The following is a 17,750-nucleotide window of genomic DNA, read 5'->3' on the forward strand; positions in this document are numbered from 1 at the left end:
GAGCGTTCGGGTCGTCCTTGCGGTCATGCCGGGTCCAGTCCCGGCTGCCGTTCCGGGGATCTGCAGCCCCCCGCCCGGACATTCCGCCCGGACATTCCGCCCAGACATTCCGCCCGGACATTCCGCCGGGGCATCCGCCGGGAAAGAGGCTGCGGGGATCGCCCCAAGGCAGGAGCCCGAACATGAAGGCCGAACATGAAGGCCAAACATGAAGGCCCGGACATGAAGGCCGGACAGGAGCCCCGAAGATGGGACCCCGAACCGGCCCCAGAAACCGGCCCCGGAAACTGGCCCCAGAGACTGGCCCCGGAAACTGGCCCCGGGACCGCCTCCTGCCTCAGGCCATGGCGACCTGGGGCCGCATGTCGGCCGGATCGATCCCCGCGACCACGACCGGCTTCTTCATCGCGTCGCGGCGGAAGGGCTCGCCCAGTTCCTGGTTCAGCACGACCTCGATGAAGGTGGTCTCGCGGTGCTTCATCTGGCGCTCGACGGCCTCGTGCAGGGCTTGGGTCAGTTCCTCGGCCCCGCGCACCTGCACGCCATGCGCCCCGCAGGCCTGGGCGATCCCGGCATAGGTGGTGCCGCGGTCAAGCTCGGTGCCGACGAAGTTGTTGTCATACCACAAGGTCGTGTTGCGCTTTTCCGCGCCCCATTGGTAGTTGCGGAAGATCACCATGGTGATCGCGGGCCAGTCCTCGCGCCCGCAGGCGGTCATCTCGTTCATGGAAATCCCGAAGGCGCCGTCGCCCGCGAAGCCGATCACCGGCGTGTCGGGATTGCCGATCTTGGCGCCGAGGATCGCCGGGAAGCCGTAGCCGCAGGGGCCGAAGAGGCCCGGCGCAAGGTATTTCCGCCCCGCCTCGAAGCTCGGATAGGCATTGCCGATGGCGCAATTGTTGCCGATGTCGCTGGAAACGATCGCGTCCTTCGGCACCGCCTGCATGATCGCGCGCCAGGCCTGGCGCGGGCTCATCAGGTCGGCTTCGCGGTCGCGCGCGCCCGAGTTCCATTCGGTGCCGGGATCGTCATCCTCGTGATCGAGGCTCGAAAGCTCCTGCGCCCAGCGGGATTTCGTCTGCGCGACCAAGGCCTTGCGGTCAGCGCGGCCGGCATCGCCCGCCACGTCCGAAAGCTGGCCCAGGATGCCGCGCGCGACCTTGGCCGCGTCGCCCTGGATGCCCACGGTGACCTTCTTCGTCAGCCCGATGCGGTCGGCATTGATGTCGACCTGGATGATCCTGGCGTCCTTGGGCCAATAGTCGATGCCGTAGCCCGGCAGGGTCGAGAAGGGGTTCAGACGCGTCCCCAGCGCCAGCACGACATCGGCCTTCTGGATGATCTCCATCCCGGCTTTCGAGCCGTTATAGCCCAAGGGGCCCATGGCCAGCGGGTGCGAGCCGGGGAAGCTGTCATTATGCTGGTAATTCGAGCAGACCGGGGCATCCAGCCGCTCGGCCAGCTTCACGAGATCCGGGATCGCGCCCGAGAGGACCACGCCCGCGCCCGACAGGATGACCGGGAATTCGGCTTCCGACAGCAGCTTCGCGGCCTCGGCCACGGCCTTCTCGCCGCCCGAGGGGCGCTCGAAGGCCACGACCTGCGGCAGGTCCACGTCGATGACCTGGGTCCACATGTCGCGCGGGATGTTCATCTGCGCCGGCGCCGAGTTGCGCCAGGCCTGCATGATGACGCGGTTCAGCACCTCGGGGATGCGCGAAGCGTCGCGGACCTCTTCCTGGTAGCAGACGCAATCGGCGAATAGCCGCATCTGCTCCATCTCCTGGAAGCCGCCCTGGCCGATCGTCTTGTTCGCGGCCTGCGGCGTGATCAGCAAAAGCGGCGTGTGGTTCCAATAGGCGGTCTTCACCGGCGTGACGAAGCCGGTGACGCCCGGCCCGTTCTGCGCGATCGCCATCGACATCTTGCCGGTCGAGCGCGTGAACCCGTCGGCCATCAGCCCGGCATTCGTCTCATGCGCGCAATCCCAGAACGTGATCCCCGCCTTCGGGAAAAGGTCCGAAACCGGCATCATCGCCGAGCCGATGATCCCAAACGCATGCTCGATCCCGTGCAATTGCAGAACTTTGACAAAAGCCTCTTCGGTGGTCATTTTCATAGTGGTCGCTCCTTACCCGCGTTCGTCGCGGGGGTGGTAAAGGTGAGAGAGGCGGCGTTCAGGCGACGCGGTCATAGCTGGTGCGGGGCTGCAGGGCAGGGGCCACCCGGTCCTCGATCACCATGGCGGCGAGCTTCGCGCCGATCGCCATGGCGGGGGCGTTGGTGTTGCCCGAGACGATCTCGGGCATGATCGAGCAATCCGCGACCCGCAGGCCCTCGACGCCCCGGACGCGCAGCCGGGCATCGACCACGGCGCGGTCATCGGCGCCCATGCGGCAAGTCCCGGTCGGATGGTAGATCGTGGTCGAGTTCTCGCGCGCCCAGGAGAGTGTCTCGTCATAGCCCTGCACATCCTCGGCGGGGCGGAACTCTTCCGAGATGGCGCTGCGCAGGGGCTCAAGCCGGGCGATCTCGCGTGCAATCCCGATGCCGGCCACGATCGTATCGCAATCGGTCTGGGTCGAGAGGTAGTTCGGCCGGATCAGCGGCGCGTCGCGGGCATCAGGCGTGCGCAAGGTGACCGTGCCGCGGCTTTCGGGGCGCAACTGGCAGACCGATTGGGTGAAGGCCGAGAAGGGATGCACCCCTTCGCCGGGGCTGTCGGCGGACCAGGGCTGGATGTGGAACTGGATATCGGGGGTGGCAAGTTCGGGGCGGGTGCGCAGGAAGCCGAAGACGAGGCTGGCCGCCATGCTCATCGGGCCGCTGCGGAACAGCGCATATTCGAGGCCGATCCTGGCCTTGTTGAACAGGCTGCGGACTTCGTCGTTGAGGGTGGCCTCGCGGCATTTGAAGACGAGGCGTGCCTGGAGGTGATCCTGCAGGTTGCGACCGACCTCGGGGGAATGGTGGCGGACGCAGATGCCCTGACCGGCCAGGGCCTCGGCATCGCCCACACCGGACAGCATCAGGAGCTGGGGTGAGCCAATGGCGCCGGCGCACAGGATCACCTCGCGGCGGGCGCGCAGGACCTGGCGGCTGCCATCGGGGCGGGAAATCTCGACGCCGGTGGCGCGGCCTTCCTCGATCACGATGCGCAGCGCCTGTGCCTCGGTGACGATACGCAGGTTCTGGCGGTCACGGATCGGGGCAAGGAAGGCCTTGGCGGCGGAGCAGCGCCGCCCCTTGTCCACGGTCAGCTGGAAATGGCCGACACCGTCCTGCACAGGGCCGTTATAGTCGGGATTGTAGGGGATGCCCTTGGCCTTGGCGGCCTCGATCCACAACTCGCAGATCTGGCGATGCAGGCGCGGGTCCGAGACCTGCAGCGGGCCGCTTTGGCCGCGTCCGTCGCCGCTTCCGCGCTGGAAGGTTTCGAGTTCCTCGAAGATCGGGCCGATCTCGTCCCAGGACCAGCCGGGATTGCCCATCTGCGCCCAGCGGTCATAATCCTGCCGCTGGCCCCGGACGTAAAGCAGCCCGTTCAGCGAGGATGATCCGCCGAGCACCTTGCCGCGCGGCCAGTCGATGGCGCGGCCCGCGAGTCCGGGATCGGGCTCGGTCCTGTAGCACCAGTCGAAATCGGGGTTGTGCATGGTGCGGAAATAGCCCACGGGGATATGGATCCACGGGTTCGTGTCGCGCCGCCCGGCCTCGAGCAGCGTGACGCGCATGGCGGGATCGGCGCTCAGCCGGTTCGCGACCACGCAGCCGGCCGAACCGGCGCCTACGACCAAGTAATCGGAAATTTCGGCAAGTTCGGTCATCTGGGCTCCTTCCCGGACATCGGATCTGCGGCTGGGTTTGCGATGCCCCGGGCGGGACATCGCCGGGGCAGGGATCAGGTGCGGCGCTGCCGACGCCCGATCAGGATCGCGCTGACCATCGACACGAGGCCCGCGAAGACCACGTAGGCGCAGAGCCAGAAGGGATCGTTGTTGTTTTCGGCCATCAGCGCGGTTGCGATCATCGGCGTGATTCCCGAGGCGAAGATCCCCGAAAACTGGTAGACGAAGGACACGCCGGTATAGCGCACGCTGGGGTCGAAGAGATCGGCAAACAGCGCCGCTTCGGGGCCGTAGCACATCGGGTAGATGATCCCGAAGGGCAGCACGATCCCCAGAATGATCAGCGCCGGATTTCCCGAGGCGAGAAGCGCAAAGGCCGGGAACACGCTGAGCGTCAGCAGGAGCGAGCCGATTGCATAGGTCTTGGGCCGCCCGATCCTGTCCGAAAGCCGGCCAAAGAACGGGATGCAGAAGATCATCACCACGGCTGCCGCGCAAACGGTCCACAGTGCGAAGCTGCGCTCCATATGCGGTTCGGCATATTTGGTCAGGTAGACGATCGAGAACACCGCGAAGACGTTGAAGAACACGCCGTCGATGTAACGCGCGCCCATGCCCAGCCCGACGCTGGCCGGATAGCGCTTCAGCATGTCGACAAAGGGCAGGCCCTGATCGCGGGCGCGGGATTCGGCGCGGGACTTCTCGAATTCCGGGCTTTCCCCGATATTGCTGCGGATCCACGTCCCCAGCCCAACGAGGATGATCGAGGCGATGAAGGCCGAACGCCAGCCCCAGGACAGGAATGCCTCATCCGGAAGTTGCGTCAAGAGCGCCATGACACCCGAGGCCATGAACAGCCCCAGGGACAGGCCGATCTGCGGGATCGAGGCATAGAAGCCGCGCTTTTCCTTGGGCGCGAATTCATAGGCCATCAGGACCGCCCCGCCCCATTCGCCGCCGATGCCGATGCCCTGCAGCACCCGCAGCACAAGCAGCAGGATCGGGGCCAGAATGCCGATGCTTTCGTAGGTCGGCAGAAGCCCGATCGCGACCGTCGCACCGCCCATCATCAGAAGCGTGATGACGAGCATGGTCTTGCGCCCGATACGGTCGCCGAAATGGCCGAAGACCAGCCCGCCCAATGGTCGGGCGATGAAGCCCACGGCGAAGGTGGCATAGGCCAGAAGGATCGAGACAGTTTCGTTGTCGGACGGAAAGTACAGCTTGTTGAAGACGATACCGGCGACGACGCCGTAAAGGAAGAAATCGTACCATTCGATCGTCGAGCCGACGAGGCTGGCAAAGACGACCTTTCTTACATTGTTTTCCTGCGTGGAGGTGCCATAGGCACCGATGCTCAGATCCGACATTACGCCCTCCCGTGCGATGTGGTCTTGCTGGTCTGTCGTGATGGGATCGACGCCCTCTCCTCTTGCGTCGATAGGGGGATGCTGCGCCGAGTCGCGGCCATGCGTCAATCATTTTTGATACTTTAAGTCTCAAATAATGAAAGTTCCATCTGCTTGGCCCTGCGGATTCCGCGCGCTAAGATGCTCGCATCAGAAGCAAAGGCAGGCGAATGGACCAAAGCCGCGATACCAGCACGACCGCACCCAGCCTGCGGCATCTGCAGATCATCGAGGTCGTCGCGAACGCCGCCCGCCCTTTGACCGCGACCGAGATCAACACGAGCCTTGGCCTGCCCAAGCCAACGATTCACCGGCTTGTCGCCCATCTCGAATCCGAGGGGTACCTGTCGCGCTATCTCGACGGGCGCAGCTATCTGCCGGGGCCCCGCCTGCGCGAGATGATGCTGGGCGTCCTGCGTTCGGGTGAGCATCACCTGCCGCGCCGCGAAGTGCTGATGCGGCTTCATGAAAGCATCGGCGAGACCTGCAACCTGTCGATCCCCGACGGCGATGCGATGATCTATGTCGACAGGGTCGAGACCCAATGGCCGCTTCGGATCGCGCTGAAGGTCGGCTCGCGCGTGCCGCTGCATGCGACCGCCGCCGGCAAGGCGGCGCTGGCGCAGATGGAGGCGGCGGAGTTCGCGCGCTATCTTGGCAAGGCGCGGCTGACCAGCCATACCCCGCAGACCGTGACCGATCCCGAGACCTTGCGCCGCGAGATCGAGGCGATCCGGGAACGCGGCCATGCCACCGATTGCGAAGAGTTCATCCCCGGCATGATCGCGATCGCGGTCCCCGTCTTCGATCCCGGGAAGCGGTTCTGCGCGACGATCTCGTTCCACGCGCCGTTGCAGCGCACGACCTTGGAGATGGGCCTGACCTATCTGCCCGCCCTGCGCCATGCCGCCGACAGCCTGTCGGATCTGGTGATCTAGCCCCGGGGGGATGCGCAAGCCCGGAACCGGGTGAGAGCGACGCAATGCCCCATCACATCCGCGGGCCGGGAACAAAGTCCGGGCACGCGGGTTGGCACCGTCCCCGACACGGAGGCCGTGATGTTTGCGCTTGTGCCGAAATTGCAAGATGAAGTGCGCGACCCCGTCGGCAATGCCATCATGGGCGGGTGCTGATCCCCCCGCGCACCGCCCGCAAATTCCACGGCGAAACAGGGACGGCAGATCGCTATGCAAAAACAACTGAGCCTTTTGGGCGATGTCGCTTTGTCGGCTGCGGCCATGTATATCGCCATCGTGGTCCTGATCAGGCTCTCGGGCAAGCGGACGACTTCGCAGATGAACAATTTCGACTGGGTCGTCACCGTCTCGATCGGGTCGCTCATGTCTTCGGGCGCGCTGATGCGCGACGTCAGTGTCTTGCAGGCGGTGACGGCGATCAGCGTCCTTTTGGGGCTGCAATGGCTGGTGACCAAGGTTTCGACGATCCTGCCCGGGTTTTCCGATCTGATCCGCGCCGACCCAGCGATTCTGGTTCAGGACGGGAGACTTTGCCCGGCAACCATGCGCGCCGAACGGGTGACGGAATCGGAAGTTCAGAGCGCCATCCGGCGTGCTGGCTGCCACAAGCTGGATGAGGTGAAGTGGGTCATCCTGGAATCCGATGCAGCCATGAGCGTGATCCGTCGCGACGAGGTCGGGCCTGCGGTGCCGCCGCCCGCCGAAGCGGACCCCTGCAGGTAAATCAGGCGCTTCGGCCGCATCACCGCATGCCGATCAACAATGCCGAGGAGGCAGGCGCTGTCTCGACCAAGCATCCAGCGTGCGGGGCCAGGAAGCGTTTTGCGCAGTCCACGGTCGGCAGATGAATTTTGGTTTGACAGCCGCGGCGCTCCCCCTTTATTTGTCGGACAAATAGAGGGGGAGCAGCATGCGGATCAACGCCGCCATCCATCGTGATTTCACGATTTCCGATATCGACAACCGGCTATACGCGGCATTCATCGAACATATGGGCCGGGCGATCTATTCCGGCATCTACGAGCCGGGGCACCCGCAGGCCGACGGCAACGGCTTCCGCCGAGACGTGGCGGGCTTCGTGCGCGATCTGGATATTCCGGCGATCCGCTATCCGGGCGGCAATTTCGTTTCCGCCTATAACTGGGAGGACGGGATCGGGCCGAAGGAAAATCGTCCCGTGCGCTTGGATCTTGCCTGGCGCAGCAAGGAGACGAACCAGGTCGGCATCAACGAATTCGCCGGCTGGGCCAATGAGCTGGGCATCGACATGATGCTTGCGGTGAACCTTGGTTCACGCGGGATCGAGGAAGCCCGCAACTTCATGGAATATGTGAACCATCCGGGCGGGACCTATTGGTCCGATCTGCGCCGCAGCCATGGGGTGGAAAAGCCCTATGGCGTCAAGATGTGGTGCCTTGGCAACGAGATGGACGGGCCCTGGCAGATCGGTGCCAAACCTGCCCGCGAATATGGCCGCCTTGCCGACGAGACGGCCAAGGCGCTGCGCGCGATGACGCCGGATGCCGAACTGATCGTCTGCGGATCGTCGAACGACCAGATGCCGACCTATCCCGAATGGGAACGTTCGGTGCTGGAAGAATGCTACGAACATGTCGATTACATCTCGCTGCACAAATATTTCGGCAATAGCTCGCGCGATACCCTGAACTTCTTCGGCAAGATCGAGGAAACCGGTCGCTATATCAACGCGATCGGCGGCGTCATCGATTTCGTCAAGGCCAAGAAGCGGGCCAAGAACGACGTCCATATCTGCTTCGACGAGTGGAACGTCTGGTATCACCGCCGCGAGGAAGATTCCCAACGCTGGCGGACCTGGGACTGGCCCGAGGCCCCCGACCTGCTGGAAGAAAACTACACCTTCGAGGACACGCTTTTCGTCGCCGGTCTGCTGAACGAATTCATCCGCCGCTCGGACCGGGTGAAGATCGCCTGCATCGCGCAATTGGTGAACGTCATCGCGCCGATCCGTGCCGACAAGGGCGGCAAGGCATGGCGGCAGTCGATCTACTGGCCCTATCAGCTTGCCTCGCTTTACGGACGCGGCACGGCGCTGCGGGTCGCTGTGGACGGGCCGAAATACGATTGCGAGGTCGCTTCGGATGTCGATTACCTCGATATCAGCGCGGTCACCAAGGACGGCACCGTCACGATCTTCGCGGTCAACCGCCACCTGACCGAAAGCGTGGACCTGCGCCTGTCGCTGACAGGCTACCCCGATGCCGCGATCGAGTTCCACAAGGTGATCGAGGGCCATGACCTGATGGCCACCAACGGCCCGGATGCCGAGCCGATCGCGCCGGTCGAGGGCAAGGGTCTGGCGGTTCAACAGGGTGAGCTGGGCGGCAAGCTTGCGCCGCTTTCCTACCATGTCATCCGGTTGAAGGTCTGATCCGATGTCTGGCGTTGTCCTTCGGAATATCCGCAAAAGCTTCGGGGCGGTCGATATCATCAAGGACGTGTCCCTGACCGTGCAAAAGGGTGAGTTCGGTGTCTTTGTCGGCCCTTCGGGCTGCGGGAAGTCGACGCTTCTGCGCATGATCGCGGGGCTCGAAGACACGTCGGGCGGCACGATCGAGATCGGCGGGCGGGACGTGACGCAGGTTGAGCCCGCCAAGCGCGGGGTCGCCATGGTCTTCCAGTCCTATGCGCTTTACCCGCATCTGAGCGTGGCCGAGAACATGGCCTTTTCCCTGCGGCTCGCGAAGAAATCGCGGGCCGAGCGCGAGGCGAAGGTGCGCGAGGCGGCTCGCATCCTGCAACTGACCGACCATCTTGAAAAGCGCCCCGCCCAGCTTTCGGGCGGGCAGCGCCAGCGCGTCGCCATCGGCCGCGCCATCGTGCGCGAGCCCGAGGTGTTCCTGTTCGACGAGCCGCTTTCGAACCTCGATGCGGAACTGCGTGTGCAGATGCGGCTGGAACTGTCGCGCCTGCACAATCAGATCGGCGCGACGATGATCTATGTCACGCATGACCAGGTCGAGGCCATGACGCTGGCCGATGACATCTTCGTGCTGCGTGGCGGCGTCGTGCAGCAATCGGGCGCGCCGCTCAGGCTTTACGACGACCCGGACAACCGCTTCGTCGCGGGGTTCATCGGAAGCCCTTCGATGAATTTCGTGACCGGCACCGTGACCGGCCACAGCGCCACCGGCGTGGCGGTCGCGACCGAAGAAGGGACGCTAGAGGCGCATCTCTCCGAGCGGCCCGGCATCGGGACCAAGGTGATCCTGGGGATTCGCCCCGAACATCTGGTTCCCTCGGCAGTCGGCCTGCCGGTTACGGTCGAGATGGCCGAGGAACTGGGGGGCAACGCCTATGTCCATTGCCGCCTCGCCTCGGGGGTGGACATCGTTTTTGAACGCCGGGGGCTGCGCGACCGGCTGGATGGCCAGCGCTTGATGCTGGCCGCCGACCCCGCGCAGGTCCATTGTTTCGCGACGGACGGCCTGCGTCTGCGCTGATTTCACCGGACAGGGAGGTCCGGCCAAGGAGGAGGGAAGAAGAATGAAACTGTTTACCTCGGTTGCACTGGCAGCACTTCTGGGCGGCGCATTGCCGGCCTTGGCGGCGCAGCAGGAAATCACCTGGTGGGATTTCTTCGCCGGTGGCGATGGCGCCCGGATGAAGGCGCTGATCCAGGAATTCAACGACGAGAACCCCGATATCAAGGTCAAGGCAACGACGCTGGAATGGGGCACTCCCTTCTATACCAAGGTGCGCACCTCGGCTGCCGTGGGGCAGGGGCCCGATGTCATGACCTATCACCTGTCCCGCCTGCCGATGGGGCTGAAGGAAGGCATCCTGACGCCGATCACCGATGCCGACCTGCAGGCAGCCGGTCTGTCGCAGGACGATTTTTACGCAGCTGCGCTGGCGGCGGCCAAGGGACCTGACGGCACGCTTTACGCCGTGCCCTTCGATATCCATTCGACAGTCCTGTTCTATAACAAGGACTTGCTCAAGGGAACGCCCTATCTGGGCGAAGACGGCAACCTGACCGGGATCGACGGGCTGGACTCTTTTGAAGGCGCGCTGGAGGCCGCCAAGTCGAATGGCTCGACCGCGCCACTGTCCTATGCCACCGGCGATGATGGCGGAGTGTACCGGGTCTTTTATACCCTGCTTGCGCAGCAGGGCGGTGAACTGATTTCGACGGACGGGCAGGTTTTGCCGGGTGACAGCGCCGAAAAGGCCGCGCGCGCCATCGAGATCATGACGAAATGGACCGAGAATGGCTGGCAACCGGAACAGGCGCTGTATGAGGCCTCGGTCGCGCTCTTCACCTCGGGCAAGTCTGCCTTCTTCTTCAACGGCGCGTGGGAGGTTCCCACGATGGTCGACCTTTCGGCCAAGAACGAGCTGGGCTTCGAATGGGGCGTGGCCGAGATCCCGACCCTGATGGGCAAGCAGACCAACTGGGCCGACAGCCATGGCTGGGCAGTGCCGATCCAGGGCAAATCGGAAATGTCCGCGGAAAAGCGCGAGGCCGTGATGAAGCTGATCGGCTGGATGGAGAAACATTCGCTGGACTGGGCGGCGGCGGGCCATATCCCGGCCTACAAGCCCGTCGCCTCGTCACCCGAATTCGCCGCGATGAAGCCCAATTCGAATTATGCCGGACTTGCCGATCGCGCGACCTATGATCCGCGCAGCCCGGCCGCCGGCGTTGCCTCGCCCACTTATGACGCGGCGGTCAATATCATCGCGCCCGCGATCCACGGCTACATGCCCCCGACCGAGGCGGTCGAGCAGCTGAAAGCCGAGCTGGAAAAGGCCATGAAGTAACGAACGACGTGGTCCCCGGCACATTCCGGGGGCCACGCGCTTTCCGAAAGGACCCCTCATGGCGATGATACGCAACCAGCGACGCCACCGGCTTGTCGCCTATTCCCTGATCCTGCCCTTCGTTGCCATCTTCGCGCTGGTCTTCGCCTATCCGATCGTCGAGGTTATCCGCCTGAGTTTCACGAATGCCACGCTGATCGGCGGCGGAGAATGGGTCGGGCTGCAGAACTATCGCGAGCTGCTTGCCGACAGGCTTTTCTACACCTCGCTCAAGAACAACGGCTATTTCGTCCTGCTGACGGTCATCCCCACCACCGCCATTGCCCTTGGCATCGCGTTGATGGTGCAAAGGCTTTCAGGGCGGCTTCAGGCGCTGGCGCTGGCCCTTTTCTTCCTGCCCTATATCCTGCCGGTCTCGGTCGTGACGCAGATCTGGGCCTGGATGCTGGATTTCCAGTTCGGCATCCTGCAGCCCGTGCTGGAGCTGATCGCGGGCAAGCCGGTCCCGGTCTTCAAGAACCCGCATTGGGTCATGCCCATGGTCGCGCTGGTCACGATCTGGTGGACGAACGGCTTCAATGTGCTGCTGTTCCTTGCCGGGCTGCGCAATATCCCACAGGATCTGTATGAGGCCTCGGCACTGGACGGCGCGAACCGTCGCCAGCAATTCACCCGCGTCACATGGCCCTTGCTGTGGCCGGTCGTGGCCCTGGTCCTGACGCTGCAACTGATCTTGCAACTTAAGCTTTTCGATCAGGTCTACCTGCTGTCCGAAGGCGGGCCGTTCAATTCGAGCTATGTCCTGCTCTTGATGGTCTATCGCGAGGCCTTCCAGCAGAACCACGGCGGCTATGCGGCGGCGATCTCGCTGGTGGTCTTCCTGCTGATCGTGACGGTTTCGGTCCTGCAATATCAGCTTCTGCGCATCAGGGGGCGGAAATGACGGCTCAAAGACGCATCGAGAACTGGGCGCTGACCGCGCTGACGCTGGTTGCCGGCGCGATCTGGATCTTTCCGCTTTACTGGGCCTTCGTGACCTCGATCCGCACGGAAAACCGGGTCGTATCGGATCAGGCGGGGCTCTTGCCCGATGAATTCAACCTGAGCGCCTACCATGATGCGCTGTTCAATTCGAGCCTGGTCCATTGGTATGTGAACTCGATCGGGACGTCGCTCATCATCACGGCCACGGTGCTTGTGACCGGGATGATGTGCGCCTATGCCATCAGCCAGATGCAGTTTCCCGGTCGTCGGCTGCTTTACGCAATCGTGCTGGGCAGCTTCATGGTGCCTGCACAGGTCCTGGTCGTGCCGCAATTCATGCTGATGAACGATCTTGGCCTGATCAACAAATGGGGCGGGATCATCCTGCCGCAGCTGGTCGTGCCTGTGGTCATCATCGTATACAAGCAATTCTTCGACGCCGTGCCCAAGGAGATGAAGGAGGCAGTCGTTCTGGACGGCGGCGGCGATTACACCCTGCTCTTCAGGGTCTATCTGCCGCTGAACTGGGGCATTACCACGGCGCTTGCGATCATCACCTTCATTTCCTCGTGGAACGCCTTCCTGTGGCCTTTCCTGGTGATCACGACCGAGAACATGATGACGATCCCGGTCGGGCTGACTCAGGTGAACGATGCCTTTGGCGTGGCCTATGCGCGGGTGATGTCGGTGGCGCTGCTCGGCGCGGCGCCGGTCGCCATCGCCTATCTGATCTTCCAAAAACGCGTGACCGAGGCCGTCATGATCTCGTCCGGGGTCAAGGGCTGATGCTCAGGGCGCTGACTGCCTGAGGTCAAAGATCGTCCTGCCCGATGTGTCGAGCAGGGCGGTATCGACCAGTTCGGACATCAACCTGCGCGCGCCCGCCGCATCCTGCGCCTCGATCCGCTCGAAGACGGCAGCATGTTCCTCGACCGGGTTGCGGGTATGGGGATTGGGCATGTCGCGGTAGCGGAAGGCCGTGGTAAAGGCGACGGCTGCGCAGATACCGGCCTCGAGCGTGACGAGCACCGGGTTATGCGAGCTGCGCAGGATCGAGCGGTGAAAACTGGCATCCGCCTGATGCCAGCTCGTCTCGGTCATCTCGCAGGTGCGCATGGCATGCAACGCCTTGCGAAATGCGTCGAGGTTCGCTTCGGTCCGCCGCTCGGCGGCCAATGCTGCGGCCGAGGGCTCGACCATCGCGCGCAATTCGTAGATCGAGGTGATGAACCAATCCGGAGGGGTTCCGGATTCGAAGAACCAGCGCACGACATCGGGATCAAGCAATGTCCAGTTCTCGCGCGTGGCTACGCGCGTCCCGCTGCGCGTGCGGCTGATCAGCATCCCCTTGGCAGCGACCTGGCGGAGCGCCTCGCGATACGCGCCGCGCGACACCCCGGCCAGATCGCCGAACTCCATTTCCTTCGGCACCGGCTGTCCTTCGGCCAACTGACCTGCGACGATCTGGCGCCCCAGCCAATCGGCGATCGAGCCGTGAATCCGCCGCGTCGAATGGGTTGAAAAGACAGGCTTCTCTGCTGAGGTCTGCAATTGCTTCATGCTTTCCGTCATAACCGATCCGGTCACGAAACTCAGCAGAAATCTTGAACCGTCAGCGTCAGGCAATCCGGTCCCGAATCGGCACGTCCGGACCGCGCGACCGAATTCCACGCGACGCGTGCCGCGCGGCACCAAGCTTGCTTGCGTTGCGGCCGTCGCTGATGTGTCAAAGGCCCCGCCCGATCGGCAGGACGAAAGGCAGATGCCGTCGCCTGCCTGCCCTGTCCTGAGCCAGACGCGGAAGCAAAGACCCCGCAGACCCTGCCCGCATCGCGGTCGACCGAACGCGCTGGCGGCTGCGTAACCTGGTCGAGCGATGCTTCCACAAGCTGAAGAACGCCCGCCGCGTGGCCACGCGGCACGACAAGACCGCCTGAGAACCCTTGGGCTTCATCGACGCGACATGCATCCGCCCAAGGCTGCGCTATTTCTGGCAATCTCTCCGATAGAAAAATGAAAAGAACCGATTAACATGGGCCCGAGCTTGGTCGACGGTTGGTTATATCTGCGATTCGTTGCGACGATGGACTGAATTGTTTATGAATTCGAAGTTTCACCTTGCATATCGCCCCGAGATCGATGGTCTGCGCGCCATCGCGGTAATGGCAGTCGTCCTCTATCATTTTGGAGTGCCTGGCCTGACGGGAGGCTTTATCGGGGTAGACGTGTTTTTCGTCATTTCCGGTTACCTGATTGGCGGGATACTCTGGGCTGAGTTGATTTCGAACGGAAAAATCAACCTGGGGCGCTTTTACATGCGGCGGGTCCGCAGGTTGGCACCCGCGTTTTTCGCCGTGGCAATCGCCAGCACGATCGCATCCTGGTTCATCCTGCTGCCCTTTGAGTTCCGCAGTTTCGGCAAGGAACTGATCGCGTCGAGCGTGTGGTTGTCGAATGTTCTCTTTTACAGGGAGGCGGGATATTTCGACATCGGATCAGAAAACCGCGTCCTTCTGCACACTTGGTCCCTTTCGGTCGAAGAACAGTTCTATATCTTTCTTCCGTTCTTCCTGATCCTTCTGACCAGGCTGCGGGCGCGACCAGGAACCGTCCTGTTCATCCTTGTCGGGGCCTGGGCTGGCTCGCTAGCGGCGTGTGTCGCCCTGACGCCTGATCATCCTGTCGCGACATTCTATCTGTTCCCCTATCGAGCCTGGGAATTGCTGACGGGCGTCGTTCTGGCCATCATCTTGCGACAATTCGGCCCCGGTCGCGGCCTCGCTGCGCTTCTGTCATGGGGCGGGCTCATCCTGATTGCCGTTTCGATCCTGATGGTGCGGAGTGCAGGATTTCCGGGCTGGCAGGCCATCCTGCCCGTCGTCGCCACCGCAGCCCTGATTGCGGGGACGAGCATCGGCGAGCCCAGCAAGAATCCCGTCGCAAGGCTGCTGTCCTTGCGCGCCGTGACGTTCGTGGGCCTCATTTCCTATTCACTCTATCTGTGGCACTGGCCCGTCCTGATCCTTTCCCGCTACTGGCGCGGCGGATACGGATCTGCACTGGAGGGGCTTTTCTGGCTCGTGTTGGTTTTCGCCCTCTCTGCCCTCAGCTGGCGCTTCATCGAACAGCCCGTCCGTCAGGCGCGAGAGTTGCGGGCGGGCTGGCTTTTGACGGGGGTGGTTGCTGCAGGCGGAGCAACAATGGGGCTTGGCGCACTCGCCTATGTGACCAACGGGCTCGCGGATCGGTTCCCACCCGAGGTTCGGGTCCATATCACGGCCTCGAGTGGTTTTCTTCAGGATACCAGCCGCTGCTTCCGGTCCGAAAAAGGGCCTCTTGCCGGTATCGAAACCTGCGCCATTGGCCCTGAGGGCAAGCCCGAGTTCCTGATCTGGGGCGACAGTCACCTGCGCGCCCAGATGGACGGGCTTGCCATGGCGGCCAACGAAGCTGCGCGGCCGGGCCTCATCATCTGGCATGCGGGCTGCCCGCCGCTGTTCGGGCTCGACAAGACCGAAACCGCCGCGACACCCGATCAGGACCGCGCCTGCAGACTCGACAACGACAAGATCCGCGCCGCGCTGCGGCAGTTCGATGGCATCAAGCGGCTGTTGCTCGTCGGCCGCTGGACCTATTACGCAGAGGGCAGCGGCGTTGGACGGGATGCACATAACCTAATCCGGATGTCGGCGGCGGCGGGTTCCGGTCTGCCAGCCGCAGCGGATCAGGCCGACCTGTTCGGCGCGGCACTTCACCGCACCGTCGCCGAGCTCAGATCCGAGGGGTATGCGGTCTTTCTGCTGCGGCAGGTGCCCGAGCTCCCGCAATATGACAGCCCCGAAATCGCGCGCGAAATGGCGCATGGCAAGCTGACCGAAGCGGAAGCCGCCAAGCTTGCCACTGTTTCGCTGGAGGAACTGACCGAACGCACCCGGCGGGCAGAGGCCCCGATCGACCAATTGGCAGATGCCGGGCAGATCAAGCTGATCGATCCATGGCCTCGTCTTTGTTCAGGCGCTTGCAGCGGCATGCAGGAAGGCAGGTCGTTCTACTTTGACAACAACCACCTGACCTATGTGGGCGCGGTCGCGATGCGGGACCTGTTTCTTCCGTTTCTTTCCGGCGATGCGGAAGGGGGCAGATCGTGATCGACGACATCAGGTCCCGAAACTGGGACGCCATCGTCATTGGAACGGGCATCGGCGGCGGGACGGTCGGCAGGCGCCTGGCCGAGATGGGCTGGTCCGTGCTTTTCCTTGAAAAGGGCCCACAGGGTGGGCGGAGCGAGGGAAATGCCTTGCCCCACGACGATCTCACCGATCCTGCGGCCCGGATGAGGCTGGGGGCATGGCCCGATCCGGTTCGCGCGATCGTCGACGGATCGGAACGGAACTTTCACGCGCCGCTCGGCGCAGGGGTCGGCGGCTCGTCCGTATTCTTCGCAGCGACGCTCGAGCGTCCCGAGCCCCATGATCTTGACCATAGCCCGGAACGACCCCATCCAACCGGCGGCTGGCCGATCGGCTTTGCCGAAATGCTGCCCTATTTCGACCGAGCGCAGCAGATCTTCGCGGTCAACGGTGAGCAGGATCCCCTGGCGCAATACCCCTCGCCGCTGCTCGTCCCTGGCCCGACGATCAGTGACGGCGATGCCCGGATCATGGCGCAGATGCGCGCGGCCGGATTGCACCCCTATCAACTGCATAGCGCCCTGCGCCGTATCCAAGGATGCGAGGAATGCCTAGGCCGAAAATGTCCCCATCCTTGCAAGATGGACGGTCGTTCTGCGGGCGTCGAACCGGCAGTGGCAACTGGCCGAGCCGTCGTGGTGGATTGCTGCGAGGTCACGGAAATATGTGGCCAGCCCGGCGCTGTCTCCCATGTCGTGGCCCTGCGCGACGGCCAGAGCCTCAGCTTTTCGGCGCGACACATCGTCCTTGCTGCCGGCGCGCTGTCTTCGCCGCGCCTTCTTCTCGCATCCCGGGCCGACCATTGGCCTGACGGCATCGGCAACAGGAACGACCAGGTCGGCCGCAATCTCATGTTCCATTTCAACGAGATGTTCGCCATTTGGCCGCCGCGCCGCGCGGCCTTTTCGGAAGCTGCAAAATCCGTCGGATTCCGCGATCTATATTTTGCCGAAGGCGAACGTTTCGGAATGGTCCAGGCGATGGGCCTCAATGTTGGAGAAGGCGAGATCCTGCACTTTCTGCGGTTGCGTCTTGCCCGCTCTGCCGCGCGAAGGATTCCCGGGGCGCGGCAATTCGCAAGGCTTCCAGCGATGATCGCGGCGCGCACCCTGGGTCAGGCCAAGGTGTTCGTGGCGCTTCTCGAGGATCTGCCCTATGCCGACAACAGGGTGACGCAAGATCCCATGCGGGAGGGCGGCATCCTGATCCAGTACAAATTTGCGCCCGAACTGCTGAACAGGCGCGAGCGTTTCCGCAAGCTTGTCGGCAAAGCGATGAATAACCAGCGCAGCTTTTTCCTGACATATGAGCCAGAGCCGAATTTCGGGCATCCCTGCGGCAGTCTTCGCATGGGCAAAGATCCCGAAAAAAGCGTGCTTGACGAAAATTGCAGGGTCCATGGCATGACCAATCTTTGGGTCACCGATGCGTCATTCATGCCGACGTCAATGGGTGTGAACCCCAGCCTGACCATTGCCGCAAACGCCTTGCGCGTTGCCGAAAAAATGGAGGAACTGTCATAACTGAGCAATCCAG

13 protein-coding genes and 1 pseudogene are annotated in these 17,750 nt (G+C 63.3%); 10 read left to right on the forward strand and 4 right to left on the reverse strand.

All coding sequences use genetic code 11. The features are described from left to right. Positions 1 to 337: 337 nt before the first annotated feature. From xsc to RGQ15_RS14310, 3 genes are all read right to left on the reverse strand, one after another. Complete coding sequence (xsc, locus tag RGQ15_RS14300; RefSeq protein ID WP_311161127.1) at positions 338 to 2,119, reverse strand: sulfoacetaldehyde acetyltransferase; 1,782 nt, start codon at positions 2,117 to 2,119, stop codon at positions 338 to 340. A 58-nt stretch (positions 2,120 to 2,177) separates the two neighbouring features. After that, positions 2,178 to 3,827 (reverse strand): GMC family oxidoreductase, encoded by a 1,650-nt coding sequence (locus RGQ15_RS14305; RefSeq protein WP_311161128.1) that lies wholly within the window; start codon positions 3,825 to 3,827, stop codon positions 2,178 to 2,180. A 74-nt stretch (positions 3,828 to 3,901) separates the two neighbouring features. Continuing rightward, on the reverse strand, positions 3,902 to 5,218 hold the full coding sequence (locus RGQ15_RS14310) for an MFS transporter (RefSeq protein WP_311161129.1): 1,317 nt from the start codon (positions 5,216 to 5,218) through the stop codon (positions 3,902 to 3,904). A gap of 209 nt (positions 5,219 to 5,427) precedes the next feature. On the opposite strand from RGQ15_RS14310, the gene RGQ15_RS14315 reads away from it, so the two are divergent. The 7 genes from RGQ15_RS14315 to RGQ15_RS14345 all read left to right on the forward strand — a co-directional run bounded on the left by RGQ15_RS14315 (position 5,428) and on the right by RGQ15_RS14345 (position 12,810). Further along, positions 5,428 to 6,195, forward strand: a complete 768-nt coding sequence (locus RGQ15_RS14315) for an IclR family transcriptional regulator (RefSeq protein ID WP_311161131.1) — start codon at positions 5,428 to 5,430, stop codon at positions 6,193 to 6,195. Positions 6,196 to 6,444: 249 nt separating this feature from the next. Beyond that, a complete protein-coding gene (locus RGQ15_RS14320) occupies positions 6,445 to 6,957 on the forward strand; it encodes a DUF421 domain-containing protein (RefSeq protein ID WP_311161132.1) in 513 nt (170 codons plus the stop codon). A gap of 187 nt (positions 6,958 to 7,144) precedes the next feature. Next, positions 7,145 to 8,644: an arabinosylfuranosidase ArfA gene (arfA, locus tag RGQ15_RS14325; RefSeq protein ID WP_311161133.1), complete on the forward strand. Its 1,500-nt coding sequence runs from the start codon at positions 7,145 to 7,147 to the stop codon at positions 8,642 to 8,644. Between the two features lie 4 nt (positions 8,645 to 8,648). Further along, positions 8,649 to 9,716, forward strand: a complete 1,068-nt coding sequence (locus RGQ15_RS14330) for an ABC transporter ATP-binding protein (protein ID WP_311161134.1) — start codon at positions 8,649 to 8,651, stop codon at positions 9,714 to 9,716. Between the two features lie 43 nt (positions 9,717 to 9,759). Continuing rightward, positions 9,760 to 11,040 (forward strand): extracellular solute-binding protein, encoded by a 1,281-nt coding sequence (locus RGQ15_RS14335; RefSeq protein WP_311161135.1) that lies wholly within the window; start codon positions 9,760 to 9,762, stop codon positions 11,038 to 11,040. A gap of 58 nt (positions 11,041 to 11,098) precedes the next feature. Continuing rightward, complete coding sequence (locus RGQ15_RS14340) at positions 11,099 to 11,983, forward strand: carbohydrate ABC transporter permease (protein WP_311161137.1); 885 nt, start codon at positions 11,099 to 11,101, stop codon at positions 11,981 to 11,983. Then, positions 11,980 to 12,810 (forward strand): carbohydrate ABC transporter permease, encoded by an 831-nt coding sequence (locus RGQ15_RS14345; RefSeq protein WP_311161139.1) that lies wholly within the window; start codon positions 11,980 to 11,982, stop codon positions 12,808 to 12,810. Before RGQ15_RS14340 ends, RGQ15_RS14345 begins: the two co-directional genes overlap by 4 nt. A 3-nt stretch (positions 12,811 to 12,813) precedes the next feature. Here the strand turns inward: RGQ15_RS14345 and RGQ15_RS14350 are convergent, their stop codons facing one another. Further along, a complete protein-coding gene (locus RGQ15_RS14350; protein WP_311161140.1) occupies positions 12,814 to 13,584 on the reverse strand; it encodes a FadR/GntR family transcriptional regulator in 771 nt (256 codons plus the stop codon). 266 nt (positions 13,585 to 13,850) lie between these two features. Between RGQ15_RS14350 and RGQ15_RS14355 the strand changes: the two are divergent. The 3 genes and pseudogenes from RGQ15_RS14355 to RGQ15_RS14365 form a co-directional block, all read left to right on the forward strand. Then, positions 13,851 to 13,961, forward strand: a pseudogene (locus RGQ15_RS14355) (IS5/IS1182 family transposase); the annotation flags it as partial. Between the two features lie 162 nt (positions 13,962 to 14,123). Further along, positions 14,124 to 16,172: an acyltransferase family protein gene (locus RGQ15_RS14360; RefSeq protein ID WP_311161141.1), complete on the forward strand. Its 2,049-nt coding sequence runs from the start codon at positions 14,124 to 14,126 to the stop codon at positions 16,170 to 16,172. After that, positions 16,169 to 17,737, forward strand: a complete 1,569-nt coding sequence (locus RGQ15_RS14365) for a GMC family oxidoreductase (protein WP_311161142.1) — start codon at positions 16,169 to 16,171, stop codon at positions 17,735 to 17,737. Before RGQ15_RS14360 ends, RGQ15_RS14365 begins: the two co-directional genes overlap by 4 nt. Positions 17,738 to 17,750 lie beyond the last annotated feature (13 nt).

The organism is Paracoccus sp. MBLB3053, assembly GCF_031822435.1.
Classification (GTDB): domain Bacteria; phylum Pseudomonadota; class Alphaproteobacteria; order Rhodobacterales; family Rhodobacteraceae; genus Paracoccus; species Paracoccus aurantius.

What these genes read in the sequence shown, in the direction of transcription:
- RGQ15_RS14330 (WP_311161134.1), top strand. Translation starts at nt 8,649, where the DNA reads ATGTCTGGCGTTGTCCTTCGGAATATCCGCAAAAGCTTCGGGGCGGTC.
- RGQ15_RS14350 (WP_311161140.1), bottom strand. Translation starts at nt 13,584, where the DNA reads ATGAAGCAATTGCAGACCTCAGCAGAGAAGCCTGTCTTTTCAACCCAT.
- RGQ15_RS14345 (WP_311161139.1), top strand. Translation starts at nt 11,980, where the DNA reads ATGACGGCTCAAAGACGCATCGAGAACTGGGCGCTGACCGCGCTGACG.
- RGQ15_RS14320 (WP_311161132.1), top strand. Translation starts at nt 6,445, where the DNA reads ATGCAAAAACAACTGAGCCTTTTGGGCGATGTCGCTTTGTCGGCTGCG.
- RGQ15_RS14340 (WP_311161137.1), top strand. Translation starts at nt 11,099, where the DNA reads ATGGCGATGATACGCAACCAGCGACGCCACCGGCTTGTCGCCTATTCC.
- RGQ15_RS14360 (WP_311161141.1), top strand. Translation starts at nt 14,124, where the DNA reads ATGAATTCGAAGTTTCACCTTGCATATCGCCCCGAGATCGATGGTCTG.
- xsc (WP_311161127.1), bottom strand. Translation starts at nt 2,119, where the DNA reads ATGAAAATGACCACCGAAGAGGCTTTTGTCAAAGTTCTGCAATTGCAC.
- RGQ15_RS14305 (WP_311161128.1), bottom strand. Translation starts at nt 3,827, where the DNA reads ATGACCGAACTTGCCGAAATTTCCGATTACTTGGTCGTAGGCGCCGGT.
- RGQ15_RS14315 (WP_311161131.1), top strand. Translation starts at nt 5,428, where the DNA reads ATGGACCAAAGCCGCGATACCAGCACGACCGCACCCAGCCTGCGGCAT.
- arfA (WP_311161133.1), top strand. Translation starts at nt 7,145, where the DNA reads ATGCGGATCAACGCCGCCATCCATCGTGATTTCACGATTTCCGATATC.
- RGQ15_RS14335 (WP_311161135.1), top strand. Translation starts at nt 9,760, where the DNA reads ATGAAACTGTTTACCTCGGTTGCACTGGCAGCACTTCTGGGCGGCGCA.
- RGQ15_RS14310 (WP_311161129.1), bottom strand. Translation starts at nt 5,218, where the DNA reads ATGTCGGATCTGAGCATCGGTGCCTATGGCACCTCCACGCAGGAAAAC.